This is a genomic window from Shewanella subflava (assembly GCF_025971955.1).
Lineage (GTDB): Bacteria > Pseudomonadota > Gammaproteobacteria > Enterobacterales > Shewanellaceae > Shewanella > Shewanella subflava.
Map to the genome: position 1 here is coordinate 297,323 of NZ_JAPDMX010000003.1, position 26,297 is coordinate 323,619.

Here is a 26,297-nt window from a genome sequence, read left to right on the forward strand (position 1 = left end):
AAGCTCGATGGTTTAGATCTGATTTTATTTTGGGTTGCTGTTTATGCATTGCACAGTGGTGATGATTTAACGCTCGAAAGTGTTACACTTTGTTCACTTTTGTTATTGATGGATCAATTCACTATGAAACGCTGCTTACCTTTTAATGGGTTACTGCTACTTGTTTTGACTAATTTGATGCTTTTTTCCCACGAGGTTGAGGCTGAAGATGCTGCTATGGCTCGCGACACATTATCTGCTCGCCCGGTTAAAGTGATTCAACTGGATATTGGCAAAGGTCATCGCGAAAGAGTGCTACCTGCAGAAGTTAGGGCATCGGATAAAGCCGCACTATCGTTTAGGGTCGCCGGGCAAATTGCCAAAATTCATGTGCGTCCAGGGGCGCATGTGAAAACCGCAGATGTGTTAGCGGAGTTGGACAGTGACTTATATCAGCAGCAATACGAGGTTGCAAAAGCCCAGTTTGAGCTTGCCAAAGTGTTATTTGAGCGCAACAGTTTGCTGGTGGATCAAGGCGTGGTATCGCGTAATGATTATGACCAATCAAAAAGTGATTTTACCATCGCAACCGCGGCATTAGATAAAGCCAAAACCGATCTTACCTACACCAAACTTCTTGCACCCTACGATGGGGTGATTTCAAAACGAGATAAACGCGCCTTTGAATTTGTTAAAGCGCAAGAGTCGGTACTGGGGATCAGAACTGAGTCGTTTATTGATGTAGGTTTTCAACTGCCTGAACAATTTATTGGGGCGATTCAACGTCACAACCAACAAGGTTCATCGGTTAACAATATTGAAGTAAAATTTGATAGTCGCCAAATATGGTATCCCGCAACATTAAAAGAAATGAGTACCTTAGCCGATGCCAGTACCGGCAGTTACACGCTTATTTTAACCTTACCCATGCCTGAAAAGCTGAATGTATTACCGGGTATGGCCGCTTCAGTTAAAGTTAAATTGCCATATAGAGGTTCACAAAGTAACCCGACCATTCCAGCGGGGGCGATTGTCGAACAGCAGGGGCAGCATTTTGTCTTTAGATGGTTACCCCATGATAATAAAGTTGAAAAAGTGGCGGTAAAACTTCAAAACGGTCAACTCATGTCGGGCATGGAAGACGGAGACTGGTTGGTGGTTGCTGGTGCTTCAGAATTAGCAGACGGTGATGCCGCAGTACAATGGATCAAGGAGCGAGGACTGTAATATGCAAATTTCCCATTCCCAGCACTATCGCGTATTAAGCCTGTTGGTATTAGGTTTTGTGCTCAGTGCTTGTCAGCCAGCAGAGCAAATCTTGGCTAAACCGACTTTAATCGACACCTACACTTTACCTACCGTTGATAATCAGGTGTTGCGAGAGTTTAACGGTGTTTCTCGAGCGCAAGATTTAACCCGATTATCTTTTCGAGTGGAAGGGCGTATTGCGCAAATTCCGGTGGCGAAAGGGCAAGAGATCAAACAAGGTCAGGTGCTTGCGGTATTAGAAAAGCGCGATTATCAAATTACCCTTGAAGATCGCAAAGCGCGTATGGAAGTTGCTGAGAAACAAGCCAAGCGGGTGAAGCAGCTGGTGGATAAAAAACTCATGGCGCAAGCTGAATACGATCAAATCAATGCACAATATTTAGTGGCTAAAGCTCAAGCCAAGCAAGCTGAGTTAACCCTGCAATATACCGTACTTCGCGCACCGTTTAATGGCATGGTCAGTGATGTATTTTTAGAGTCATTTGAAAACGTTCAACCGGGTGTTGCGGTATTAAGTGTTCAAAAAGTTGATCAAATTGAAGTGGACATTCAAATGCCCGACACCCTGATTGCTGTTGCATATCGCGGTAAAGAAGAAGGCTCACTTAAAGTGCAGTTTGAAGCATTTGAAGGGCAGTATTTCAACGGGCATTTATTGGAGGTTAATACCGAAAAAGATCCAAAAACCTCCACTTATATCGCCACCATAGTGGTCGATTTAGACCCCAGTTTTAAAGTGCTTGAGGGGATGCCCGCAAAAGTGTCGATTAACTTAAGCAATATTACCTATACCTATAATCGCGAATATTTACTGCCGATTAATGCCGTGGTGATGAAAGACGGCGATGATTTGGCTAAACAGGAAAGTGGCGTGTGGTTATATGATGCCGCATCGCAAACCGTGACATATCAAGCGGTGCGTTTAGGGGTGATCGTGGGCGATCAAATTGAAGTGGTTGAAGGGCTAAAAGATGGCCAAACAATTGTTACCGTTGGCGCCTCAAGATTACTTGACGGCCAACATGTTGAATTGGTCAAAGGATAATCCACTATGAATATTGCAGGTTATTTCGTTAAAAATACCGTTATTAGTTGGATGTTTACTCTGATCTTACTTGTGGGGGGCTTAATGGCATTCACTGGTTTAGGCCAGTTAGAAGACCCACCATTTACCATTAAAGATGCCGTTGTGGTTACCCTCTACCCCGGCGCGACCTCAACCGAGGTAGAAGAAGAGGTGACCTACTTAGTTGAAAAAGCGATTCAAGAATTACCTTATATCGATAAAATTCGGTCGTTAAGTACCTCTGGTATGTCACAAATTACAGTGACAATGAAAAACAATTACGGCCCGAATGAATTGCCGCAAATTTGGGATGAATTACGTCGTAAAGTCAATGATATGTCATCTAGCTTGCCGCCAGGTGCCCGTCCGCCCATGGTGAACGACGACTTTGGTGATGTTTACGGCATCATGTTGATGGTCAGTGGTAAAGATTACAGCTACCGTGATATTTCAGATTATGTCGATTACGTTAAACGTGAATTAGAGTTGATCCCAGGCGTAGGCAAAGTGTCTTTAGCCGGTAAACAACAGGAGCAAGTGTTTGTGGAAATGTCGCTTAATAAAGCGGCCAGTTCAAACATTGATCCACAATTAGTCACCAACTTACTTAATTCACAAAACCTAGTATCCGATGCCGGTAACATTCAAGTGGCGGGTGATAACTTAAAAATTCGCACTAGCGGCGGGTTTAAATCAGTACAAGAGTTAGAGGAATTAATTATTCCTGGCACCTCTGGCGATAAACTTATCTACTTAAAAGACATTGCTACCGTATCGCGTGGATTTCAAAATATTCCCACTAACCTGTTAAGTTTTAATCAAAACCGTGCAATCAATTTAGGTATTTCTTTTTCATCTGGGGTTAACGTGGTTGAAGTCGGTAAGTTGGTTGATGCCAAGTTAGCTTCCATTGACAACGCCCGTCCAGCAGGCATGAAAATCGAAACCATGTATAACCAACCTAATGAGGTTGATGCGTCTGTTAGCAGCTTTGTATGGAACCTTATCGCAGCAGTCGTGATTGTTATTGGTGTGCTGCTGGTCTTTATGGGGCTGAAAAGCGGTATTTTGATCGGGTTAATTTTATTTTTAACCTGCCTTGGCACATTTATGTTGATGTTACAGGCTGAGATTGAGCTACAACGTATCTCACTGGGGGCATTGATTATTGCCTTAGGTATGCTGGTGGACAATGCCATTGTGGTGGTTGAGGGCATACTCATAGGCCGTCAGCGAGGGCAAACCACACTTGAAGCGGCACAAGCCATTGTTAAACAAACCATGTGGCCATTACTCGGCGCTACAGTGATTGCAATTACTGCATTCGCGCCCATCGGGCTATCGCCTGATGCAACGGGTGAGTTTGCCGGGTCATTATTTTGGGTATTGCTGTTTTCATTGTTTTTATCTTGGGTGACCGCGATTACGATCACCCCATTTTTTGCGCAAATGTTTTTTGGTGTAGAAGGCGATAAACAACAAGAAGGTGAGCAAAAAGATCCCTACGCGGGGGCATTTTTTGTGTATTACAAAGTGCTACTGAATATTTGCATGAAATACCGCTGGGCCAGTACCATAGCCGTCATTATTACCTTTGTGGCATCTGTTGCTGGATTTGCATACGTTAAGCAATCTTTCTTTCCGCCATCGACAACGCCAATATTTTTGGTGGATGTATGGATGCCTGAAGGCACAGATATTCGTGAAACACAAAATATCATTGAAGCTATGGAAGCCAAAGCGGCCAGCATAGCCAATGTCGAATTTGTGTCCTCAACCATAGGCAAAGGCTTTCCGCGCTTCTTGTTAACCTACTCGCCAGAGAAAAATTTTAGTGCTTATGGGCAAATTGCCATTAGAACGAGCAGTTTTGATACCTTAGAAAACGTCATGTTAACTTTCAGAGAGTTTGCTGAAACGCATTTTGCCCAAACTCAGCTTAAGTTTAAACGTTTAGAAATTGGTCCATCCACCGATGCCAAAATTGAAGCCAGGATCAGCGGTCCTGATCCTGACGTTCTGCGTGAAATTGGTGCACAGGTAATGAGTGTTTTCAACGCAACCCCCGGTACGGTCAACGTGCGCCATGACTGGCGTGAACGGGTAAAATACATATCGCCTCGTTTTAACGAAACCCAAGCGCGTCGTTTAGGGATTGTTAAAAGTGATGTCGATAAGTCGTTTCTATTTGCTTTCTCAGGCGTGCAAATTGGGGTATACCGCGAAGGAACAACCTTGCTGCCAATTATTGGACGACTACCCGCAGAGGAGCGTATCGATATTGAGTCAATGGAAAGCTTGCGTATATGGAGCCCTGTGGTTAAAGGTTTTGTGCCGATGCAGCAAGTTGTTGATGGCTTTGATGTCAAATTTGAAGACCCCATCATTCAACGTCGTGATAGAAAGCGCACCTTAACCGTGTTTGCCGATGCTGATTTTGCCTATGATCTGTTGCCAGCAGCATTATTTGTTAAAGTGAAACCGCAGGTTGAAGCCATCAAGCTACCACCAGGATATGAGCTGCAATGGGGCGGTGAATTTGAATCATCAAGTGATGCGCAAGAGTCATTATTTGCCACCTTGCCATTGGGTTTCTTATTCATGTTTTTAATTACTGTATTTTTATTCAACTCGGTGCGTAAACCATTGGTGATTTGGTGTTGTGTTCCCTTGGCCCTTATTGGTATTACCTCAGGGTTAATCATTCTTGATAAGCCCTTTAGTTTTATGGCGTTATTAGGCATGCTCAGTTTATCGGGCATGTTGCTGAAAAACGGCATTGTATTGCTTGATCAAATCAACACCGAAATTAACGAGGGCAAAGAAATCTTTCAGGCGGTGTTTGAGTCAACTGTTAGCCGCGTAAGGCCTGTGTGTATGGCAGCGGTGACAACCATCTTGGGGGTGTTACCGTTAATTACCGATGCGTTTTTTGAATCATTAGCCGCTGTAGTCATGTTTGGTTTAGGTGTCGCCACCGTACTGACACTGCTGATTGTGCCAGTGTTTTACATTATTTTCTTCAATGTGAAATACCGTGATTACACAAGCTTCTAAGTCAATTTAGCCTAGCGTGTGTTGTTAAAGCCCTATTCGTTGAATAGGGCTTTTTTATTGGCATGTGAACCTTTGTCTATTTTACGTCGTATCAAGGTTCATGTTAGTTAAATTAGAGTCAATATTATGTCCTTAACAGCAGGGGCTTATAGCCAAGCGATTATTAATGTCACCAATCTGCGTTTACGCACTTTTATCGGCTTTAACCCTGAGGAAAGGGAGAAGCAGCAGGATGTGGTGATCAATATTGAAATCCACTATCCGGCAGACAAATCATTTCAAACAGACAATGTTGCCGACGCATTGAACTATAAAGTGATCACTAAAAAGGTGATTCAGCATGTTGAAGAAGGGCGATTTTTATTACTCGAAAAATTAGTTGCTGATGTGGTCGATATTTGCAGTGAACATCCCTCAGTGACATTGGCTAAAGTCACCATCGACAAGCCACATGCTTTAAGGTTCGCTGATTCAGTGTCCCTATCTTTAGAGCACCGTCGTTAACCTTACTTACGAGACTTATCTTATGTCAGCAGCAAATAATATGATTTCAGCAGCCGCACTAAAAGTGCAGTCAGCATTAGTTGAGCATGGGTTAGAAACACCATTATTACCATCAGAATTAACCTCTGAACAAAAGTATCAACGAATCAAGGGATTAATGACCGAAGTTGTGGCAACGTTAGGGCTTGATTTAGCCGACGACAGTTTAGCGGAAACACCGCATCGGATTGCGAAAATGTATGTTAATGAAATATTTTCCGGACTGGATTACGCCAATTTTCCAAAAATTAGCCAAATTGATAATAAAATGGGCGTAGAGGAAATGGTTAAAGTGAGCAATATCAGTGTGGTTAGCACCTGTGAACATCACTTTATCACCATAGATGGCATCGCCAAGGTCGCGTATATCCCTAAAGGCAAAATTATTGGCTTATCAAAGATTAATCGCATCGTGCGATTCTTTGCCCAGCGCCCTCAGGTGCAGGAGCGATTAACTCAGCAAGTATTGGTGGCATTGCAAACCTTACTTGATACTGAAGATGTGGCCGTGAGCATCAATGCGACCCATTATTGTGTTAAATCGCGTGGCATTATGGACACCACCTCGAGCACCCAAACAACGGCATTAGGAGGGAGCTTCAAAACCAATGCATCTACCCGAGCAGAGTTTCTAGCTGCCTAAAAAACTCGATGCACCCCTGATTGAGCAATATGAAGCGAAATTAAGGCATTGTTAACTGACAATGCCTTTGCTACTGGGTAGAATAACGCTCAATTGTTCTTAAATAGAGTTTTTGCATGCACGTACATATTCTTGGCATTTGTGGCACCTTTATGGGCGGTTTGGCATTATTAGCACGCGCCATGGGGCACAAAGTGACGGGCAGTGATGCCAATGTTTATCCCCCCATGAGCACTCAGCTAGAGCAACAGGGTATTGCATTAATTCAAGGCTTTGACCCTTCCCAATTAGGTCAAGAAGGTAAAGACCAACCCGATTTAGTGGTGATAGGTAATGCCATGAGCCGCGGTAATCCGTGCGTTGAAGCGGTCCTCAACCGCGGGATAAAGTACACTTCAGGCCCCCAATTTTTATCAGAACATATTCTGCCAAACCGTTGGGTTCTTGCGGTATCGGGCACCCACGGTAAAACATCCACCTCAAGTATGTTAGCTTGGATATTAGAATACTGTGGATACGAGCCAGGATTTTTAATAGGCGGTGTGCCGCAAAACTTTGGCGTGTCAGCGCGTTTAGGCAACTCGCCCTTTTTTGTAGTTGAAGCTGATGAATACGACAGTGCCTTTTTCGATAAACGTTCTAAGTTTGTTCATTATCGCCCACGCACATTGGTCATCAATAATTTAGAATTTGACCATGCAGACATCTTTGCCGATTTAGCCGCTATTCAGCGTCAGTTTAACCATGTCATCCGTACCGTCCCTGGTGAAGGAAAAGTGATTTGGCCTAAAGATGTTGCTGCCGTGCAACATGTGATTGATATGGGCTGCTGGAGCGAACAAGAAACCTTTAGCCAGCAAGCGGATAATTGCGGCTGGCAGGGCAAATGTATTGCCGCCGATGGGCATAAGTTTGAAGTGTTTTTTAAAGGCCAATCGCAGGGCACTTTAGATTGGGGCCTAATTGGTCAGCATAATATTGAAAATGCGGTAATGGCCATTGCAGCAGCTAGGCATGTCGGGGTCACACCGGTTAATGCCATTGAAGCTTTAACTCAATTTAGCCCACCAAAAAGGCGGATGGAATTACTGGCCTCGCCAAATAATATTGCGGTTTATGATGACTTTGCTCACCATCCAACGGCGATAGAAACCACGCTAAAAGGCTTACGCGCTAAAGTGGGCGATGGCAAAATCATCGTGGTGCTAGAGCCGCGCTCAAACACCATGAAAAGCGGCGTACACAAAGACACTTTAGCCAGCTCAATGGCGCTAGCAAATGAAGCTTGGTTATATCAGGCTAGCAACGTGGGCTGGGATATCGCCGACAATATGCGCTCGGCAACCATCCCCGTCACCGTTAGCGACGATATCGGCCATATTGTCTCTCAGGTCAGCCAATCTGCTCATCCTGGTGACACCATTGTGGTAATGAGTAACGGCGGCTTTAATGGTATTCATCAGCAAATCATTCAGGCATTGCTGAGTCAATAACCCCAGCGCTCAAGCAGCGATTAGGGGAGTACTGAATAAGGATTAAACATGGCTTATGCCAGAAAAGACAAAGCAATTAGCCTAGCTTGGACCGGAGCGTCGGGGGCACCTTATGGTATTAAATTACTGCAATGCCTTCTTGCGGCTGATTATCAGGTTTTTTTGATGATATCTAGCGCCGCTAGAGTGGTATTAGCCACAGAACATGCACTGCAATTAAGTGCAAACCCTGATAAGGCGCGTGAACAATTACTCAGTTATTTTGCCGAGCAGCAAATTACCTTATCGGGTGAGTTAGTGGTGTTAGGTAAAGATGAGTGGTTTTCTCCGCCAGCATCAGGAAGTGCAGCGCCGAAGCAAATGGTCATTTGCCCTTGCTCAACGGGCACATTAGCCGCAGTTGCCACAGGAATGAGTAATAATTTATTAGAGCGTGCCGCTGATGTGGTACTAAAAGAGCGCGGTCAATTAATCCTTGTTCCTAGAGAAACCCCTTTTAGTGCCATACACTTAGAGCATATGTTAAGCCTAACGCGCAATGGCGCAACCATTATGCCTGCAGCGCCGGGGTTTTATCATAATCCCAAATCGATAGAAGATCTGGTAAACTTCATGGTTTCCCGAATTCTGGATCATTTGGGAATTGCACACGCACTGACAAATCGCTGGGGTTATGGCACTGATGCCCCCCAAGATATCGATAATTGAGAACCGTATGAAACACACGATTGAACCTATGATTTCAACCGAAGAAATCAACCAAACATTAGACCAATTAGCCGAGCGTATTAACGCCCACTATGCCAATAGCGAACGTTTGCTTATGGTTGGCTTATTAAAAGGCTCAGTGGTCTTTATGGCCGATTTATGTCGTCGTATTAAAGGCCATGTTGAAATCGACTTTATGTCAGTATCAAGTTACGGCAACGCCACCACTAGTTCTCGTGATGTGAAAATTTTAAAAGATGTGCAATCTGACATTGGCGATCGCGACGTGTTAATTGTGGAAGACTTAATTGACTCAGGTAACACATTGAACAAGGTGCGTGAGATTTTATTATTGCGTAACCCAAAAAGTTTAGCCCTGTGTACCCTATTGGATAAGCCTGAGCGTCGTGAAGTGGATGTGCCAGTAGACTTTATCGGCATGACTATTCCTGATGAATTTATCGTCGGTTATGGTATTGATTACGCAGAGCAATATCGTAACTTGCCTTACATCGCTAAAGTAGTGCCGTTGTAAGCGAGCAAACAAATAAGATGACTCCCGCAAATGCGGGAGTTTTTTTCACCCTAACAGATCAGAAAAGGATATCAATATGAGTGATAACGCCAATGCCTTGGTGATCGAAAACCTGCAAAAAACCTATAAAGGCGGAGTTCACGCGGTAAAAGGCATTAGTTTAACCGTTAACCAAGGCGATTTTTTTGCTCTGCTAGGCCCTAACGGTGCGGGTAAGTCGACCACCATTGGTATTATCAGCTCATTAGTGCAAAAAACCACAGGCAGCGTTAAGGTATTTGGTTTTGACATCGACCAACAGCTTGAAGAGGCTAAATTGTGCATTGGCTTAGTGCCGCAAGAGTTCAACTTTAATCAGTTTGAAACCGTGCTACAAATCGTGGTTAATCAGGCCGGTTATTACGGTGTACCAAGACACATTGCGTTTCAACGAGCTGAAAAATATTTATCCCAGCTTGATTTATGGGAAAAGCGCGACAGTCAGGCGCGTGCCTTATCAGGCGGCATGAAGCGCCGCTTAATGATTGCCCGTGCATTAATGCATCAGCCTAAATTGCTTATTCTTGATGAACCTACCGCGGGTGTTGATATTGAACTGCGCCGTTCAATGTGGGAGTTTTTAAAGGAAATTAACCAGCAAGGTGTAACCATCATTCTGACTACGCATTACCTTGAAGAAGCCGAAATGCTGTGCCGCAATATCGGCATTATTGATAAAGGTCTATTGATTGAATGCACCAGCATGAAAAGCTTACTGAGCAAGCTGGATGTCGAAACCTTCATTTTAGATATCCGCCATGACATTCAAAGCGTACCTGCATTAACCAATATGAGCTGCCGTGTGATCGATAATCACACCCTTGAAGTTGATGTGGCCAAAGCCAATAACTTGAATGACTTATTTAGCCAACTCAGCGAGTTGAATATTGAAGTGTTATCGATGCGCAATAAAGCTAATCGCCTTGAAGAATTGTTTGTTGAATTAGTCGAAAAAGCCAAGGAGGCAAAATAATGAACAGTCTTTATTGGATAGCCTTTAAAAGTATTTTGATTAAAGAAATCAATCGTTTTACCCGCATCTGGGTACAAACCTTAGTGCCGCCAGCCATCACCATGACCTTATATTTTCTCATTTTTGGCAACTTGGTCGGTAGCCGAATTGGTGAGATGGGCGGCGTAAGTTACATGGAGTTTATTGCCCCTGGTTTAATTATGATGTCGGTTATTACCAACTCTTATTCTAACGTGGCTTCATCGTTTTACAGTGCCAAGTTTCAGGGCAATATTGAAGAAATCATGGTCGCGCCTGTACCGCATTATGTGATGATAGCCGGTTATGTTGGTGGCGGTGTTGCCCGTGGTCTATGCGTTGGCTTGATTGTGACCCTAGTGGCAATGTTTTTTGTTAACCTCAGCTTGCATCATGTTGGCTTGGTTATCATGACCGTATTTTTAACCTCAGTGCTGTTTGCCCTTGGCGGGTTAATTAATGCGGTATTTGCCAAAAGCTTTGACGACATCAGCATTATTCCTACCTTCATATTAACTCCATTGACCTATCTTGGTGGCGTGTTTTACTCGTTATCATTATTGCCTGAGTTTTGGCAAGGCGTGTCAGGATTAAATCCTGTGGTGTATATGATCAACGTATTCCGCTACGGCTTTTTAGGGTTTGCCGATATCAGCATTCCTTTATCCATCGCTATTATGGTCGGCTTTTGTGCCACCTTATGGTTTGTGGCGTATTACCTCATTTCTCGTGGTATAGGATTGCGTAGCTAGCGTTAATGGCCAATGGGTTGTGAGTCATAATGGCTCACAACCGAGTGGGTTTGATTTGGGGTGATAATTTAACAGGGACAGTTTTATGAAATGGTTTTTAGCTTTTTGGTTGGTGGTTGCAAGTTGCTCTTCGATTAACCTGTATGCCAATGACACGGTTTTACAACAAGCTTATCAATCGCAGCAAAGTGACATTCAGGTTCAAGGATTTGGACAGGTCGTCAAAGTGTTGCCCGACGACAACGAGGGCTCAAAGCATCAAAAATTCATTTTAAGGCTCAGTAGCGGCCAAACTTTACTTGTTGCTCATAACATTGATTTAGCACCTGGTATCCCGCATTTAAAGGCTGGTGATGGTGTTGAATTTTATGGTGAATATGAATGGAACATCAAGGGCGGGGTTGTTCATTGGACACATAAAGATCGACAAAATCGTCATCCACATGGTTGGTTAAAACATAATGGGCAGGTGTACGAGTAAATCGAGCCCAAAAGGCTTTAAGAGGGACAGTCAACGTGGTGTTTCCTGTCCCAACAAGCAGCGGTGATGATGGCTGTTGTTTCGAGTTTGTGTCAGTGGGTTTGCCAGCCCTTTAAGCGGCTGATAATTTCACTTCAAGCAGGCTCAAGTTGGGTAAATCATCCGCTTATCTTTTCATTATTTTTGCATTTCAGACTTTAACGCCATTCGTTTACCTAGCCATACACCTAACCCTAATGGGGCAAAAAAGATCACCAACAGGAACAACACAAAGTATAAAATTAAACTTTTCAGCGTGTGGGTTAATTCTTTAAAGACCACTTCTACAGTATGTTTTGAAATATCATCCAGATTTGCCGCTGCCGCAATACGCTCGCGGGCGATCATTTGTTCTAACGCTAAGCGCTCGTTTTTAACCATTAACTCTAACGCCTGACGCTCGATAGATAATTGTGCCAACTTATCATCAGTGGATTCACTTAATTGGGTTAACAGTGGCGATAGTTCTTTGCGTAAATCACTGGCTAAACTGGCCATCATCTCGGGGCTTTGCGCCATTAATTGTTGAAAATGAGCGGATGTATTGTTGATGCTGGCTAAGGTTTTTTGTAGTTCATCGGCGCTGATGTTGGAATGCAATGCATACAATTCGGCTTTCCAGCTTAATAACTTAGGGGTTTGATCGGCGATCATCGCCATGCGATCTGAAATGTCACTCATCACTTCAGGTACTGAACCAAAGGTGGTGACTGCTTCAAACTCGCTGATGTTTCTAAATGCTAACCATGCATTAAAAGCGGATGTACGAGTAAAAGTCATATCGGTAATGGGGTTTTCAGCAACATATTGGGTGATAAATTGTTTATATTGTTCAAAATCCCCCGCTTTTACCAAGCCTTTAATGGTTCGTTCAAAATTAGCCTGTAAACGCTCACTTGCTGAGATGGCGATAGCTTGATGCTCGCCAAAAAGCTGATAACCCTTACCCGATGAGAAAAAGGCATTCATTTGCGCGGTTAATACCCAGGTATCTACCATTGCAGATATGGGGGATGCTTGAAATATGGCGCGCTGTAAAGCTTGTTCGCTGTTAATTTTCCACATTAAGCTATTGGACTTTAACGCCACAAACTCAGCCGTGGTGAGGGGATTATTTTCTGGATTAGAGGCTAACAAAATGATTTTGTCGGCACTTGTTTCTACTTCGCTGTAAAAATTGTTGCTGAAATCTCTGCTAAAGACCCGCATATTTAGCTGTGCTTGCGGTAAAGGTTCGATGCCGCTCTCTAATTTGACCTCGAGTAAAGAACAACTGGATAAAGCCAGCAGCATTATCGATACCATAAATATCTTTTTAGCCATACCCATAACATAACCTCTAAAAATAATGATAAAAAATAACGTAAATGTATGAAGTGTAAGTGTAATCTACCACTTTTTTAAAGTGGTGACTATTGGTGTGAAACGGGCTAAACATCATCAGTTTACAGCATCTATCGGTTATTCACCTTCGATACCGTTGCGAATATGGGGTGACAGTCAAAGTGATTCAAACCCGTTTAGCTTTAGCTTAGTTTGTGCAGTATTGATTGAACAAATACTCTCTTTGTATCGCAACACGCGATATTGGAATATGCAGCTTACAAGCGCAGCATTCATCAATCAGTTTGATTTAGCGCTAGACACTGATTCTGAGTAAAGCGCAGTTCCGCGAAATACGAAAATCTACACGCATCACATACACAAGTGAAATAGTGGTATTTTAGAGTAAGTATTCAGCAAGGTAAGTAAATCACTGCTAATCTGATAAATACTGTCAGTCACACTTTTTAGGACTGAACCAGAGTCACCATTTTGAAGTGAGTGTGCATTTATTGCGAGGCGCGCAACACATTATGTTGAAGAGTAAGATATGAAATTTTTTTACTTTCTTATCATTATCCTTTGGGGAGGAGGGCTGACTATTGTCTATCATCAAGGTCATAAAAGTGTTGAAAAGCAGCTTATTTCCTCATTAAAAGACAATGAGCGTGAAATGGGCCAGATGTTAGATGTAGCCATTGCTTACAACGAATCAATTAAAGAGCAATTGATTTTGAATTTCGACTTAAATATTGGGTCAACACCGCACCCATTAATTTCTTCATTTAAAAACTTCCCCGCAATAAATACTTATGGCTTGCAAGGCGATGAAACCTTCGCGGGTAAGCCATTGAAAGCCAATTTAACTGGGGCAGGATCATTAGCGGATGTCGATGCTGAAAAATGGTCTGAAATCAACGCGGTATTAAGCTTAAATTTATCCGCCCCCTTAGCGGCGAAAAGTCAGCAATTTTTATGGTCGTATTACACTTCACAAAATGGCTTTATCTTGCTGAGTCCGAGTGTACCTGTTGAGCAATTCCATTTTGCTGAATATATCTATTCTAAACCGTTTTGGAAAATTGCCACGCCAGAGCAAAATCCTAATCAAGAAACTGTGGTGTCTGATTTGTATGATGATGCTGCTGGAGCTGGGTTGATGATTTCAATATCAACGCCAGTTAATTATCACGATACTTTCAAAGGGGCGGTATCGTTAGATATTGGTTTAGCATACCTGAACAATGTTTTACATGCTGATTTACCCATGTTGGAAAATAACATTAGCCTGCTTTCTGATAAAGGTAAGGTGATTGCCAATAAGGCAATTAAAGATTTAGATGATGTGGATTTGCAGCTAGATGAACAGCTTATTCACTATAAATTAATGCCATTTTCTGGTGGTTATTACATTTTATCGAGTTTGATTAAAGGCAAATTTTACGTAGCTTATCAGCTTTCTGAGCGTCAATTACAAAGTATCGTGGTTGAAAACATTTATGGTCGTTTGCTTATCGTGTCTATGTTTGTGATTATTTTATGGTTGTTGGTTAAATTGTTCGATATGCTTTGTAATACCAAAAAACTGGCAGCTATGGATGGGTTAAGTAAATTGTATAACCGTATGTCTTTAGAGCGCTTATCTAATGAAGCCATTGATATCGCGATGAGAAATGATCAGCCTATTAGCGTTATCATGATAGATATCGATTTTTTCAAACAATTGAACGACGAACATGGCCATTATGCGGGTGATCAAGGCATTATTAATGTTGCCTCTGTTATCAAGCGTAACGTTAGAAAAGTGGATATTGTGGGTCGCTATGGTGGTGAGGAATTTGTCATTACCGTACCAGATACCCATTTGGAAACCGCCTCAATTTTAGCAGAACGGATCCGCACCGAGATTGAACAATCAAAATTTTATGGTGATGCTAAGGTCACTGTCAGTATTGGCGTGGCTGAAAGTCAGGCCTTTGCCCTTTATAGTTTTCAAGATTTGTGTAAAAAAGCAGATTTAGCCCTCTATCAAGCCAAAGAAAATGGCCGTAACAAATGTGTTGTGTATACCTATGATATGGAAACATACAATCAGCGTGTTAGCTAGAGGTTAAGTCAGCACAGTGTGTTTATCTGTTAACCGCAGTTGAGGGCCATGATGAAACATAAATTACTCTGGTGTAGTGGCTTGTTATTGATCATCGGCATCGCATTTGGCTATATTGAAACTCGCTATTATCAATATCTTGATGAAAATAATGTCTTAATTGAAAGCTGGTTTTTACCCTTGAGTATGTTGTTTGTGTTTTTAGGGTGTTTAGGGATGTTTTTATTCATCATCAGAGCGATTTGGTTGATACTCAAAAAAGCTTCATCAATATTATCGTTAATTAAGGGGTTCAATGTCAGGCATTACTGATCTAAATACACTTTTACAGTCTATGCAGCCACAATTACTTGAGACTGAATGGGTATTTTGTAGCGTTAAAGGTCGTTTAGGTGATTATTTAGCACTAAATCCCATCGCGACTTTTATGGAGCCAGAAGGGTTAACTTTGGTACTTGAAAAGCTTGAGGCCATAAAGGCTGGTTTAGTTTTTGAGCAAACGTTTTGTCAAATTACTCTGTCTGTGCATTCCAGTTTAGAAGCTGTGGGCTTAACTGCAGCGGTTGCTGCAAAGTTAACCGCGAAAGGGATCAGCGCAAATGTTATTGCTGCTTATTACCACGACCATATTTTTGTCCCATCAGCTAAAGCCTCTGCGGCACTGGTTGCATTACAAGAGTTCGCATTACCAGAATAGTCATCATAAGATGATAAGAGTTAAGCCATGAGCCTGATCCTGAACCATGATGAATGATGTCAATACACATAGCGGGCTATGGGGAGTTAGCGATTAGATAGCTGGATTAGGTTGGTTGCAGCGCTGTTAATTTGATTGAGCACAATAAATATCAGGCGTTAATTTTAACATGTTGTTGTAATACGGCTTCTAACCAAGATTCGGCGTCTTCTAGGGTCTTAAACATCTGAATATTATCGGCCTTCATAGAAGGTGACATATTTTTCATTATGGTAGCTAAAATAGCGGCATTGAACACAAAGGCTTTGGCCAACATGTGTTGCTGATTAACCCATTTATTGTATTCCTCAAGTACTTGGTACGCTTCAGGCGTGCCGCCAAATAATTCTAAGTTATTAACTAAAATGGCAAATGGCTTGCCTTCCAGTTGCTTAACAACCTCAATTACCGCCTCGGTATAGCGTTTTGCACCAAACTCGTTGAATGAGCCCATCAACTTGGTTTTTATAATGCTGCCTTCAAGGCTAATGCTAAACTCACCATGCTCAATCGACATAAGTCACCTTATCTTGAGTGTTTGATAAAGTAATAGCATAAGATTATTTTCATATACAAATTAATTTTTAGTCTAGCCATCTACGGCATTTATATCATTAGCATGCACTGTAATGATTGAGATTTCTGAATGCTGTAGATGAAAAATGTATGGTGAATTTAGGTGGCAAAGTGTTTTACACTTAAGTTGTGAAAAATGATTTTAAGATTATAACTCTCTGTAACAGCAATAAATTATTACCTGCCACCTTACTTGCGTAAATAGTATATAGTTAACATCGATATTGAGGTGCAATGACAGGGGAGTTTTGCATGGCGATAGGTTATTTTTCATTAAAACGATTAAATCACAAGGTGATTTATGATGGTGTGGCATTATGCCGTGTTATTGATTTATTTTTACCCATTATTACTCTGTTATTTTTGCTCTGTTTTAACTACGGGGTCAACGCAAGCCAAGCCTTGAGTGTAAACACACCACCAGTAAAAGGCACGGTTTTACAAGTACGTATACCAATGGACAAGGACTTGGTTGAAAACCATGTATCTTATTTTCCAAAGTTGTTGGCATTAGCCTTGGATAAAACCGTTTCCACAGATGGTCCTTACAAAATATCCTATCTCAATGAAAAATATACTACTCATAGGCTTATTGCTGAACTTTCTAAAGATACTCATTTACTCAATGTGATGTGGACAGCAAACAGCACTGAGCGTCAAGGGCAGATACGTCCAATTAAAATATCTATTTTAAAAGGTCTTAACAGTTATCGCATTTTTCTTATTAGAAAAGAGGATGCCTTAAGGTTTCAAAACATTCACAGTCTTGATGATTTAAGAGGGCTTATTGCAGGGCAAGGGGCGCAGTGGCCCGATGCTGATGTTATGGCAGCCAATGACATGCCACTTATCACAGCGACTCAATCAGATTCTTTATTTCCAATGCTAGCCAATAAACGGTTTGATTACTTTCCTCGAGGATTATATGAAATTTGGGCTGAGCAACTAAGTCATGCAAACAAAGGTTTAGTCATTGAAGGGTCATTGCTACTGAATTACCCATCACCCATTTATTTTTTTGTAAATAATAACGACACTGCGTTAGCTAATCGAATTGAGCGTGGTTTGAAGATTGCCATCAGCGATGGCAGCTTTGATGAACTCTTTTTTAGTTTTGAGGGTTTTAAAAAAGGTTGGGCAGAGTTGCAAAATAAAAATCGTACCTTGTTGAAATTAAGGTCAGATTTTCAAGATCAAGATTAGGAAATATATTCTAAAGTTGGATGAAAAATAAACAAAGATAAATACGCCCGAGTCATTATTTATCAATGTTTTTGATTTATTTTTTAGGCATCAATTATCTAATAGCAACCTATACCATTTTTTTGAAAGCATTTTTATCGCAATCATTTTAATGAAGTCGCTAGCAGTCGCTTGTTTCAAGCTTCAAGTAGATAAGCATTGTTACTGGTTATCTTCTAATAAATAGAATGTTTTTAGCCATTTTATGCAATTTTTATTCAACTAAATAGTCGATAAAGTGGATGTAATACACTAACGCACTGTTGTGTTGGTTAGGCTATTTAGAGGTTAATATGAATATCATCAGTCAGACTCAAGCGCGTCCAGCAATGGACGGTGATGGCGTAAACATCAAGCGTGTTGCCGATTTTGCTCAGCAACGTTTTGACCCCTATTTAATGTTAGATGAAATTAAATCTGATGATAAACAAGATTTCATTGGCGGATTTCCTCCGCATCCCCATCGCGGCATCGAAACCTTCACCTATATAATGAAAGGCGGTTTTGAACATCGCGATCATATGGGTAATGTTAAAGCTATTCGTGCTGGCGATGTGCAATGGATGAGCACGGGCAGTGGGGTTATTCACTCAGAAATGCCACTAGCAGATGCGAATGAAGGCCTACATGGTTTTCAGATCTGGCTAAACATGCCCGCGAAAGACAAAATGCGCCCAGCTATTTATCGTGATACTACCCAAACCCCTAATCCATCGCTTACTCACGCCAATGGTGCCACACTTACCGCCCTTGCTGGCACATGGCAATTTGCCGATATGCCGGATTCAAGTATCACTAATACTAGCATTGAAGGACTTGCTGGCAATGCCGCCATAGCGGATTTAAAGCTAACGGCAAATAATCAGGTTGATTTGGCTTTACACCACGTTGAGGCGGTTAACATTTACCTGTATCAAGGCACGTTAACTGCCAATGTTGACGGTAAAATTACATCATTTTCAGCGGGCACTATGTTGCGTATCAACCCACAAATACAGGTTCGATTTCATGCTGGTGCAGCGGGATTAGGCTGCTTAATTTTGGCGGGTAACCCCATTAAAGAGCAGATTGTGCACATGGGGCCATTTGTGATGAATACCCAAGCTGAAATTAATCAGGCGGTAGAAGATTATCAGCAAGGACGTTTTGGTGCGTTATCATTGAGTTGATGTTTAATTGTGCACATTTTTCCGTGACGAAAAACAATGATGCGGTAATTTAAGCTATTTATTGTTATAATTAGTGCGTTCCGGCCAAAGCCATTTGCTTTGGCCTTATTATTTTCCGTTAGCTTTAAGCACAGGATATTCCCTTGAGTCAGTCACCTTCGCAAGTTGCCCGTCAGGCATTTTCATCATTAAACTTAAAACCCGAGTTATTAGATAACCTTAGCACTATGGGCTATGACTCTATGACACAAATTCAAGCTGAAAGTTTGCCGCCAATTTTGGCGGGTGATGACGTAATTGGCCAAGGAAAGACGGGCTCAGGTAAAACCGCAGCCTTTGGTTTAGGCTTACTCAATAAGTTAGATGTAAAGCGTTTTCGCATTCAAACCATGGTGCTGTGTCCAACACGTGAATTAGCCGATCAGGTTGCGAAAGAAATTCGTACTCTAGCCCGTGGTATTCATAACGTTAAAGTACTGACATTATGTGGCGGCGTGCCGATGGGGCCGCAAATTGGCTCACTTGAACACGGTGCTCACATTATCGTTGGTACGCCTGGGCGTATTATTGATCATTTAGATCGTAACCGCTTAGACCTGAGTAATGTCAATATGTTGGTATTAGACGAAGCCGATCGCATGTTGGAAATGGGCTTTCAAGAACACATTGACGCGATTATCGATCAAACCCCGCATGAGCGCCAAACCTTGCTATTTAGTGCAACGTTTCCAGAGCAAATTCAGTCGATTGCTGAGCGCATCATGTATAAGCCTGTGATGGTAAAAGTAGAATCCACCCACGACAACTTAACCATTGAACAGCACTTTTACCGTATTGAAGATAACCAAGGCCGCTTAGAAGCCTTGCGTTTATTGCTGCTCGATAAGCAACCAGAAAGTGCGGTGGTGTTTTGTAATACCAAGCGTGAAACTCAGCAGGTAGCCGATTCATTACTGGAGTTTGGTTTTAGCGTACTCGCCTTACATGGTGATTTAGAACAGCGCGATCGCGATCAAATGTTACTGCAATTTGCCAACAAAAGTGCCCGCATTTTAGTGGCAACCGACGTTGCCGCCCGTGGTTTAGATATTGATGCTTTAGATGCAGTATTTAACTACCACCTAGCTTATGACAGCGAAGTGCATATTCACCGTATCGGCCGTACAGGTCGTGCGGGCAGTCATGGCGCGGCTTACAGCTTTTTTGGCGAGAACGACGGCTACAAAATGGCGATGATTGAAGAAGCGCTTAACAAAGACATAGTAGCAGCCACCTTGCCACCGCTTAGTGCATTAAACAAAGCGCCGCTTCAAGCTTTAATGCAAACCATTCAAATAGAGGGCGGTAAAAAGCAAAAAATTCGCCCAGGCGATATTGTTGGTGCGCTGACAGGTGATAACGGTATCGAGTTTAATGATATTGGTAAAATCAAGGTGACCGATATTCGCGCCTATGTTGCGGTATCACGTAACGTCGCGCAAAAAGCAATGTCGATAATCACCAAGGGTAAATTAAAGGGCAAATCTTATCGTGCTTGGTTTATGTAACCCGTCTTGATTAGCGAACCCCATTACCTCAAGAAAAGGAGCATTTAGCTCCTTTTTTTATGCCTTTAAACTCTCTATCACAATGTTTAGTTGATACTTTGTTTAAACTCGGCTTTGGTTTTGTCATTGGCTTTGTTATACCAATAATCGAGCATTTCACGGATCTCAGCTTGATCCTGTTCAATGGTTTTTGGCACCACAGTATTTGTAGGGGTGACAATCTGGCTGGGGGGAGACATAGATACCGGTGCCACAATCATTGAAGGTGTTGTGCTTGATGTGGTTACGCCTTCTGGTGGAGCAACACTTACAGGCGCCACGGGCACAGCAACGGCGTAAGCCGAGGCAAATTGGCTTACGGCAGCCACTTGTTGAGTTTGATTATAGGCCGCAAGTTCCTGCTGGTAATTGCGACCGAGTTGTATGCCGTTTTTAATTAATAAATCCGTTTTAATGGCAATCGGGCCGTTGGCACTGTTAATGGTTATTTCGGGGTGTTGATTAAAGCGGCTGGCCTGTTTGGCTTGGCTAATGTTGGGTAACATAAGCTGATAGGCGGTATTTTCGGCGTTAAAGCGGACTATCACTACCTCTGATTCAAAACGCACCATACTGCCGCGATCGCGATATGATCCCGTATAACGCAAAGCCAGTTGGTTAACGCCCTCAGCTAAATCAAGGCTATGTTCTGCTTCAATGGGGTGACCATTAACGGCAATGATATCTGCCGTGCTTGGCAACGTTAAGGTGCTAGCCATTAGCATTGGGCTGGTTAAACTCAGCGATAAGAGTACTGCCGTAAAAAGCTGATTCATAAAAATATCCTGCATTTGATTATATTTATGCGATATTGGGTTATAGCATAGAATAACCTCAATCGTCTGTAAGTGACCTCAACTCTTTGCCTGAGTTGAGGTTAATTCATTACATTGTTAAAAGGTTTTATCCCACATGACACCAGCCATTAACCTAGTCAAAAAGCATCGCCTTCATTTTACCGTGCATGAATATCAGCATGATCCAGCCGCAACCTCTTATGGATTAGAGGCGGCTGAAAAATTAAATGTGGCAGCTGCATGGGTATTTAAAACCTTAGTGGTCGAAACCGATACTCACCAATTAGCGGTGGCAATATTACCGGTAGATCAACAGCTAAACTTTAAAAAGATGGCTAAAGCGCTGAAGGTAAAAAAAGTGCAAATGGCTGACATCACCAAGGTTGAGCGCACCACTGGCTACGTATTGGGAGGTGTGAGTCCGTTAGGGCAAAAAAAGCGTTTGCCTACGGTTATCCACCAAAGCGCGGCCACAATAACCGACATGTATTTTAGTGCGGGTAAAAGAGGCCTAGAGTTGCAAATGACGCCAACTGATTTACAGTCGTTATTAGCGGCAAGTTTTGGCGATATCGTCAATGATTAACGCCATTATTAGGCTATAAAGAGCCTAAATACGCCCTAGAACTGATCTTGTTAGCCGTACTATTCAAATTGTGGCCTGAGGGTTTCGGGCAAATTAAAATGCACGGCCTGCTGAGTAATAGGGCAGATAAAAGCAAACTCACAACAGCAAAGTTTTAAATCAGGCGCCTCGTTGTCGGCATTACCATGTAAGCGATCGCCAACTACGCTATGACCCAAACTTGCCATATGAATGCGAATTTGATGCTTACGGCCAGAGGCTATCTTTACTCGCACTTTTGACTGATCAAGCGCGGCATTGTATTCCATCAATGTAGCGTAAGATAACGCAGGTTTGCCGTCCACATCGGTAGCAATAGTTTGGGTCGTATCAGCAAAACGGCCATGCACAATCACCTGATAAAACTTATCTAATTGACGTTCTTCAAACAGCTTCGCTACAGCGGCTGTGGCTTTTTTGGTGTGGCCGATAATAATCAACCCAGATGCCGCGCGGTCTAATCGATGAATAATATAAGCACTGCGTTGTGGCTCAGTGTTTAATTCAATATATCGATTAATCGTTGTATGGTCGCTCCACTTTGATGCCTGACAACGCAAACCATAGGGTTTGTACCACAAGCTGTATTCACCTTGGTCAAACATCAACTGTGCCGCAGCGGGCACTTCGGCTAAAATATGGCTGTTGTAATAAAGATGAATTTTATCGCCCACTGACAAAGCCTTTTTAGCGCGGCGTAAACGATTGACCTGTTTGCCGTGGGCGTGCCAAACCGCCCCTTTTTGCATTGCCTGTTTGATCACCTGTTTCGATAACCCCGACTGCTGTGACAATAACGTTACGGCATCCAAATTGGGGTGAGTGATATCAATGTGGCATTCAATAGGGGTATCAGCTTGTTGAGGTAAATCTGGCATAGGGCGAATCATCTTGACAAAATATGGGGTTATTTTACGTGATTTTGCCACTAAAAAGGCATTCAATTAATAATAATTCAAGTCACTTTATTGGCGAGATAAAACAGCGTAGCATGAGCGCCATTATATTGTGATGTTTGGAGTATGCATTGGACCATTTTGTTTGGAATTTAGATCCTGTCTTAGTGTCATTTATGGGGCTGACCGTACATTGGTATGGCGCATTATTTGCTACCGCGATAGCGGCGGGTTTTCAGGTAATGAAAAAAATCTATCAGGCTGAAGGCCTAGACCTTGAGTCATTAGACAACTTTTTGGTTTACTGTGTTATTGGTATTATTGTTGGCGCGAGATTGGCCCACTGTGCCTTTTACGACCCGAGTTATTACCTAGCCCACCCAATGAAAATATTTGCTATTTGGGAAGGGGGGCTCGCCAGCCATGGCGGCGGCTTAGGTGCCATTTTGGCCTTGTACTATTACAAACGCAAAGTGGGTTTACCTTTCTTATTTTTACTTGATAGATTGGCGATTGCCACGGCCATTTTTGGCTTCTTTGTGCGTATGGCAAACTTTGCTAATTCAGAAATACTTGGTGAGCCAACGGATAAACCTTGGGGGATTATTTTTGAACGTATCGATATGCTACCGCGTCATCCAGCGCAGTTGTATGAAGCCCTAGCGTACTTGTTTATCTTTATTATATTGGTGCTGTTGTATCGCCATTCTCAATTGAAACAAAAACACGGCGGCCTATTTGGACTATTTTTAGTGTTAGTGTTTAGTGCGCGTTTTGCGATTGAATCGGTTAAAGTCAGCCAAACCGCTTACCAAGAAACCTTAATGACTGCAGGCCAGTGGTTAAGTGTACCGTTTCTGGTGGTGGGATTCTTTTTACTGGTGCGGGCATTAATTAAACCTGCCGACACCGCAGTAAAATAATCATTTAATTAAAATGTAAACAAATTGTAAGTATGCACTTACTTACAATTGTGGTCGGTATAACCGTGATCTAGATAAAGCGGCCTTTAATGGCCGCTTTATATTAGATTTGTCAGTGTATTTAAGCGCTGACCTTTTCTGGTCATTAAATCAACCGTCTTAGATGCTTAACGGTTATTTCAACTTAAACACCACTTCAACACGATCGCTAATTGTCACTTGACCTTGTTGGTAGCTTTCAGCCGCGCCATTATCCGCTTGTGCTGCCATTTTGTATTGCATTGGCTGAATAGAGTGTTGATCGTAATACCTTACTTGCCACACTCCCTCGACCTTTTTATCAAACCCTTTGGCTAACGATTTTGCTTTTTGCTTGGCATCTTCAATCGCCGCTTGGCGGGCTTGTTCGATAAAGTCTGCGCGCTTGCTTGAGGTTAACTCAATCGAGTTAACGCGGTTGATACCTTGTTCTAATGCACTGTCTAATAAGTCATTAAGCTGTTCAAGTTGTTTAACGGTAATGGTCATTCTGCGACTGGCTTGATAGCCTTTTAATTTGGCGGGTTCATTTTTTTGGTAATCATATTGCGGATGCAAGCTTAAATTGGCACTTTCAATATCATGTTTATCTACGCCAGCTTGTTTTAAGCGGCTTAAAAACTGGCTAATGGCTTTATCTGAGGCATCTTTGGCCGCTTTTGATGTGGGCGCGTCGACGATCACTTCAATATTCACCACAGCCATATCGGCATCTATCACTATTTCACTGGTGCCTGTGGTTTCAATGTGGGGAAAATCGTAATCAGCAGCAAAGCTAGGTAATGCGGCAAAGGCGAGTGCTGAGGTAAATGCTGTAAGGGCAAAGGTTTTAGTTAGTAATGTCATAAATGTACTCCACAAAAGTATGTAATGACCTGATTTGAATTAAATCGTGGTCGCTTGATAAGTGATTTGTGGATATAAACGGGGCTAAAAACCAAAAGGGTTATTGTAGATAAATTATTTTTTCATTTTGTTCAGTTTAACTTGTTGGCAAATTAGTAAATCGATAAATCGGCATCACTCAACGCAAATATGCCGCGGGGCGTTTTTGGGGTTTTAGGCGCACTGGCTAACGAATATGCTAGCCAGTGCATATTTCAAGGTATTACAGGCTTAAGCTGATACGATTACGGCCTTCGGCTTTGGCGCGGTAAAGGGCGGTGTCTGCAGCACAAATGAGTGCCATCGCGGTACGAAACTGACCCTGTTGCTCGCAGGCAATGCCTTGGCTGACACTGACTTTCACTTCTTGAGTTAAGCCCATATCAGTAAATTTAATTTGATTAATTTGGCGTTGAATTTTTTCCGCTACTCGTTGCGCCTGTGTTTTGCTGAAGTTAGGCAGAATAACGGTAAACTCTTCACCACCAAAACGGGCGGCTAAACAGTCGCGGTTTGGCATGGCAGATTTAATCACCTGGGCGACTTTTTGTAAGCACTTATCGCCATTAATGTGGCCATAGTTATCGTTAAACAGTTTAAAAAAGTCGATATCAATCAGCAGTAAACTTAATGGATGTTGATGCTGTACACTCGCGTCCCACGCGTTTTGCAGCGCGTCATCAAAGGCGTGACGATTGGCTAAACCGGTGAGTTTGTCGGTATTGGCTAAACGGGTTAACTCTTCAAACTTTTCTTTGTGGCTAGTCAGGTTATGCATTACCCCGACAATCAATGGTGTGGCATTTTCGGCAACAGGTAAGCATGACAGTGAAATATCGGCATCGACTAAGCTGGAGTCAGCACGTTGCAGTACAATTTCTTTGGGGCCGTGGTTAAATGGGGTGAAGGTTTCACGCCACTGGGCAAATAATTCTAGGTATTCTTCTTTGTAGGCAGAATTAACAAAGTTAGTCCATTTTTGCCCAATCAATAACTCTTTTGGTGAACCAAAAAGTTTAGCAGCATGCTGGTTAATCATTTCAATGATGCCTTCATTATTGACCACAAAAATGGCTTCTGAAATGGCATTCATTAAAAAGCCTAGGCTAGATATCTGGGTGGCTTGATCTAATGTGTGCTCAAGTATTTTCGGCGTTGACACTGTTTTTTTGGGGCTGGTTAATGTCGCTTTATTTGGGGCAACAGGCGTATTGTTTTGATCTGGTGTTGGGAAGTTTTTACCCGATAACGCCTTAGCAAGTTCGGTGGCACGAATTAATGTGTCATGGATTTCTTGGTATTTGTTAGCGGTTATCATAGTCAGTCCCTTTTAAAAAAAGTGTGTATCAAATAAACGTATTTCGATGACACACACTTTATTCAAAAAAGTAAAAAATAACCTTCCGCTAACCTTCTGGTTGTATCTTGTTGTTTTAAAGCTACTTTTGTGGTGGTTTATTGATTACTTGAGGGTCAGGACTGACAATACATTCGTGTGATTTGAGTGGCGTTAACACAATTCTGAATGAAATATCATCGTCATGTTGGCAATAAGTGTCTTTAATTTTCAACTCTGTTGCTTGGTTTTTGATGCTAACTTTACCAATATCAGGATCATTTGGGTTGTCAAAAATAACCCCCGCAAATCGATAATTAGCCGCTGTCTTGGTATCTAATTTAAATCTTATAGATGTGTCTTCTTGCACAACCAATTGGCATTTGGGGGAGCCATTATATAAAAAGGTAGATTGTTCATAGGCGACTGTGACATTAATTTTATTACCAGATGACATGATTA

27 protein-coding genes are annotated in these 26,297 nt (G+C 42.2%); 20 read left to right on the forward strand and 7 right to left on the reverse strand.

Annotation, left to right across the window (positions count from 1 at the left end; all coding sequences use genetic code 11):
• Window positions 1-123: 123 nt before the first annotated feature.
• The 11 genes from OHT75_RS03470 to OHT75_RS03520 all read left to right on the forward strand — a co-directional run bounded on the left by OHT75_RS03470 (window position 124) and on the right by OHT75_RS03520 (window position 11,556).
• Entirely contained in the window at window positions 124-1,206 is a 1,083-nt protein-coding gene (locus tag OHT75_RS03470) for an efflux RND transporter periplasmic adaptor subunit (protein WP_264725047.1), read from the forward strand.
• 1 nt (window position 1,207) lies between these two features.
• A complete protein-coding gene (locus tag OHT75_RS03475) occupies window positions 1,208-2,293 on the forward strand; it encodes an efflux RND transporter periplasmic adaptor subunit (RefSeq protein ID WP_264725048.1) in 1,086 nt (361 codons plus the stop codon).
• 6 nt (window positions 2,294-2,299) lie between these two features.
• Complete coding sequence (locus OHT75_RS03480) at window positions 2,300-5,371, forward strand: efflux RND transporter permease subunit (protein WP_264725049.1); 3,072 nt, start codon at window positions 2,300-2,302, stop codon at window positions 5,369-5,371.
• A 126-nt stretch (window positions 5,372-5,497) separates the two neighbouring features.
• Window positions 5,498-5,875, forward strand: coding sequence for a dihydroneopterin triphosphate 2'-epimerase (folX, locus tag OHT75_RS03485; RefSeq protein WP_264725050.1), 378 nt, complete (start codon window positions 5,498-5,500; stop codon window positions 5,873-5,875).
• Between the two features lie 22 nt (window positions 5,876-5,897).
• Window positions 5,898-6,557, forward strand: coding sequence for a GTP cyclohydrolase I FolE (folE, locus tag OHT75_RS03490; protein WP_264725051.1), 660 nt, complete (start codon window positions 5,898-5,900; stop codon window positions 6,555-6,557).
• Between the two features lie 116 nt (window positions 6,558-6,673).
• A complete protein-coding gene (gene mpl, locus OHT75_RS03495; protein ID WP_264725052.1) occupies window positions 6,674-8,050 on the forward strand; it encodes a UDP-N-acetylmuramate:L-alanyl-gamma-D-glutamyl-meso-diaminopimelate ligase in 1,377 nt (458 codons plus the stop codon).
• A gap of 48 nt (window positions 8,051-8,098) precedes the next feature.
• On the forward strand, window positions 8,099-8,758 hold the full coding sequence (locus OHT75_RS03500; protein WP_264725053.1) for a flavin prenyltransferase UbiX: 660 nt from the start codon (window positions 8,099-8,101) through the stop codon (window positions 8,756-8,758).
• 7 nt (window positions 8,759-8,765) lie between these two features.
• Complete coding sequence (gene hpt / locus OHT75_RS03505) at window positions 8,766-9,293, forward strand: hypoxanthine phosphoribosyltransferase (protein WP_188840333.1); 528 nt, start codon at window positions 8,766-8,768, stop codon at window positions 9,291-9,293.
• Window positions 9,294-9,369: 76 nt separating this feature from the next.
• Window positions 9,370-10,305, forward strand: a complete 936-nt coding sequence (locus tag OHT75_RS03510) for an ABC transporter ATP-binding protein (RefSeq protein ID WP_264725054.1) — start codon at window positions 9,370-9,372, stop codon at window positions 10,303-10,305.
• Window positions 10,305-11,075 carry an ABC transporter permease gene (locus tag OHT75_RS03515; RefSeq protein WP_264725055.1) on the forward strand — a complete coding sequence of 257 codons (771 nt, stop codon included), beginning with the start codon at window positions 10,305-10,307 and terminating at the stop codon, window positions 11,073-11,075. The genes OHT75_RS03510 and OHT75_RS03515 overlap by 1 nt, the downstream gene beginning before the upstream one ends.
• 85 nt (window positions 11,076-11,160) lie before the next feature.
• Entirely contained in the window at window positions 11,161-11,556 is a 396-nt protein-coding gene (locus OHT75_RS03520; RefSeq protein ID WP_264725056.1) for a DUF3465 domain-containing protein, read from the forward strand.
• Window positions 11,557-11,733: 177 nt separating this feature from the next.
• Here the strand turns inward: OHT75_RS03520 and OHT75_RS03525 are convergent, their stop codons facing one another.
• Window positions 11,734-12,918, reverse strand: a complete 1,185-nt coding sequence (locus OHT75_RS03525) for a chemotaxis protein (RefSeq protein WP_406681957.1) — start codon at window positions 12,916-12,918, stop codon at window positions 11,734-11,736.
• 97 nt (window positions 12,919-13,015) lie between these two features.
• On the opposite strand from OHT75_RS03525, the gene OHT75_RS03530 reads away from it, so the two are divergent.
• From OHT75_RS03530 to OHT75_RS03545, 4 genes are all read left to right on the forward strand, one after another.
• A complete protein-coding gene (locus OHT75_RS03530; protein ID WP_264725058.1) occupies window positions 13,016-13,255 on the forward strand; it encodes a hypothetical protein in 240 nt (79 codons plus the stop codon).
• Between the two features lie 213 nt (window positions 13,256-13,468).
• Window positions 13,469-15,025, forward strand: coding sequence for a sensor domain-containing diguanylate cyclase (locus tag OHT75_RS03535; RefSeq protein WP_264725059.1), 1,557 nt, complete (start codon window positions 13,469-13,471; stop codon window positions 15,023-15,025).
• A 48-nt stretch (window positions 15,026-15,073) separates the two neighbouring features.
• The gene (locus OHT75_RS03540) at window positions 15,074-15,337 is read left to right on the forward strand and encodes a hypothetical protein (RefSeq protein WP_264725060.1); all 264 of its coding nucleotides are present in this window, start codon (window positions 15,074-15,076) and stop codon (window positions 15,335-15,337) included.
• Window positions 15,321-15,722, forward strand: coding sequence for an ACT domain-containing protein (locus OHT75_RS03545; RefSeq protein WP_264725061.1), 402 nt, complete (start codon window positions 15,321-15,323; stop codon window positions 15,720-15,722). Before OHT75_RS03540 ends, OHT75_RS03545 begins: the two co-directional genes overlap by 17 nt.
• Before the next feature lie 151 nt (window positions 15,723-15,873).
• On the opposite strand, the gene OHT75_RS03550 is transcribed toward OHT75_RS03545, so the two are convergent.
• Window positions 15,874-16,278: a hypothetical protein gene (locus OHT75_RS03550; protein ID WP_264725062.1), complete on the reverse strand. Its 405-nt coding sequence runs from the start codon at window positions 16,276-16,278 to the stop codon at window positions 15,874-15,876.
• A 311-nt stretch (window positions 16,279-16,589) separates the two neighbouring features.
• On the opposite strand from OHT75_RS03550, the gene OHT75_RS03555 reads away from it, so the two are divergent.
• The 3 genes from OHT75_RS03555 to dbpA all read left to right on the forward strand — a co-directional run bounded on the left by OHT75_RS03555 (window position 16,590) and on the right by dbpA (window position 20,295).
• Window positions 16,590-17,540, forward strand: coding sequence for a type 2 periplasmic-binding domain-containing protein (locus tag OHT75_RS03555; protein ID WP_264725063.1), 951 nt, complete (start codon window positions 16,590-16,592; stop codon window positions 17,538-17,540).
• A 332-nt stretch (window positions 17,541-17,872) separates the two neighbouring features.
• Window positions 17,873-18,748: a pirin family protein gene (locus OHT75_RS03560; RefSeq protein WP_264725064.1), complete on the forward strand. Its 876-nt coding sequence runs from the start codon at window positions 17,873-17,875 to the stop codon at window positions 18,746-18,748.
• Between the two features lie 227 nt (window positions 18,749-18,975).
• Window positions 18,976-20,295: an ATP-dependent RNA helicase DbpA gene (gene dbpA / locus OHT75_RS03565; RefSeq protein WP_371931118.1), complete on the forward strand. Its 1,320-nt coding sequence runs from the start codon at window positions 18,976-18,978 to the stop codon at window positions 20,293-20,295.
• 86 nt (window positions 20,296-20,381) lie between these two features.
• On the opposite strand, the gene OHT75_RS03570 is transcribed toward dbpA, so the two are convergent.
• On the reverse strand, window positions 20,382-21,110 hold the full coding sequence (locus tag OHT75_RS03570) for a YccT family protein (protein WP_264725066.1): 729 nt from the start codon (window positions 21,108-21,110) through the stop codon (window positions 20,382-20,384).
• A gap of 136 nt (window positions 21,111-21,246) precedes the next feature.
• On the opposite strand from OHT75_RS03570, the gene ybaK reads away from it, so the two are divergent.
• Entirely contained in the window at window positions 21,247-21,717 is a 471-nt protein-coding gene (gene ybaK, locus OHT75_RS03575; RefSeq protein ID WP_264725067.1) for a Cys-tRNA(Pro) deacylase, read from the forward strand.
• Between the two features lie 59 nt (window positions 21,718-21,776).
• On the opposite strand, the gene OHT75_RS03580 is transcribed toward ybaK, so the two are convergent.
• Window positions 21,777-22,634, reverse strand: coding sequence for a pseudouridine synthase family protein (locus tag OHT75_RS03580; RefSeq protein ID WP_264725069.1), 858 nt, complete (start codon window positions 22,632-22,634; stop codon window positions 21,777-21,779).
• A gap of 149 nt (window positions 22,635-22,783) precedes the next feature.
• Here OHT75_RS03580 and lgt point away from each other — a divergent pair, with 149 nt between their 5' ends.
• Window positions 22,784-23,575 carry a prolipoprotein diacylglyceryl transferase gene (gene lgt / locus OHT75_RS03585; RefSeq protein WP_264725070.1) on the forward strand — a complete coding sequence of 264 codons (792 nt, stop codon included), beginning with the start codon at window positions 22,784-22,786 and terminating at the stop codon, window positions 23,573-23,575.
• Window positions 23,576-23,749: 174 nt separating this feature from the next.
• Here lgt and OHT75_RS03590 read toward each other — a convergent pair whose 3' ends face one another.
• The 3 genes from OHT75_RS03590 to OHT75_RS03600 all read right to left on the reverse strand — a co-directional run bounded on the left by OHT75_RS03590 (window position 23,750) and on the right by OHT75_RS03600 (window position 26,292).
• Window positions 23,750-24,460 (reverse strand): oxidative stress defense protein, encoded by a 711-nt coding sequence (locus tag OHT75_RS03590; protein WP_264725071.1) that lies wholly within the window; start codon window positions 24,458-24,460, stop codon window positions 23,750-23,752.
• Window positions 24,461-24,722: 262 nt separating this feature from the next.
• On the reverse strand, window positions 24,723-25,817 hold the full coding sequence (locus OHT75_RS03595; RefSeq protein WP_264725072.1) for a sensor domain-containing diguanylate cyclase: 1,095 nt from the start codon (window positions 25,815-25,817) through the stop codon (window positions 24,723-24,725).
• A 121-nt stretch (window positions 25,818-25,938) separates the two neighbouring features.
• Window positions 25,939-26,292 carry a DP-EP family protein gene (locus OHT75_RS03600; RefSeq protein ID WP_264725073.1) on the reverse strand — a complete coding sequence of 118 codons (354 nt, stop codon included), beginning with the start codon at window positions 26,290-26,292 and terminating at the stop codon, window positions 25,939-25,941.
• Between the last annotated feature and the right edge of the window lie 5 nt (window positions 26,293-26,297).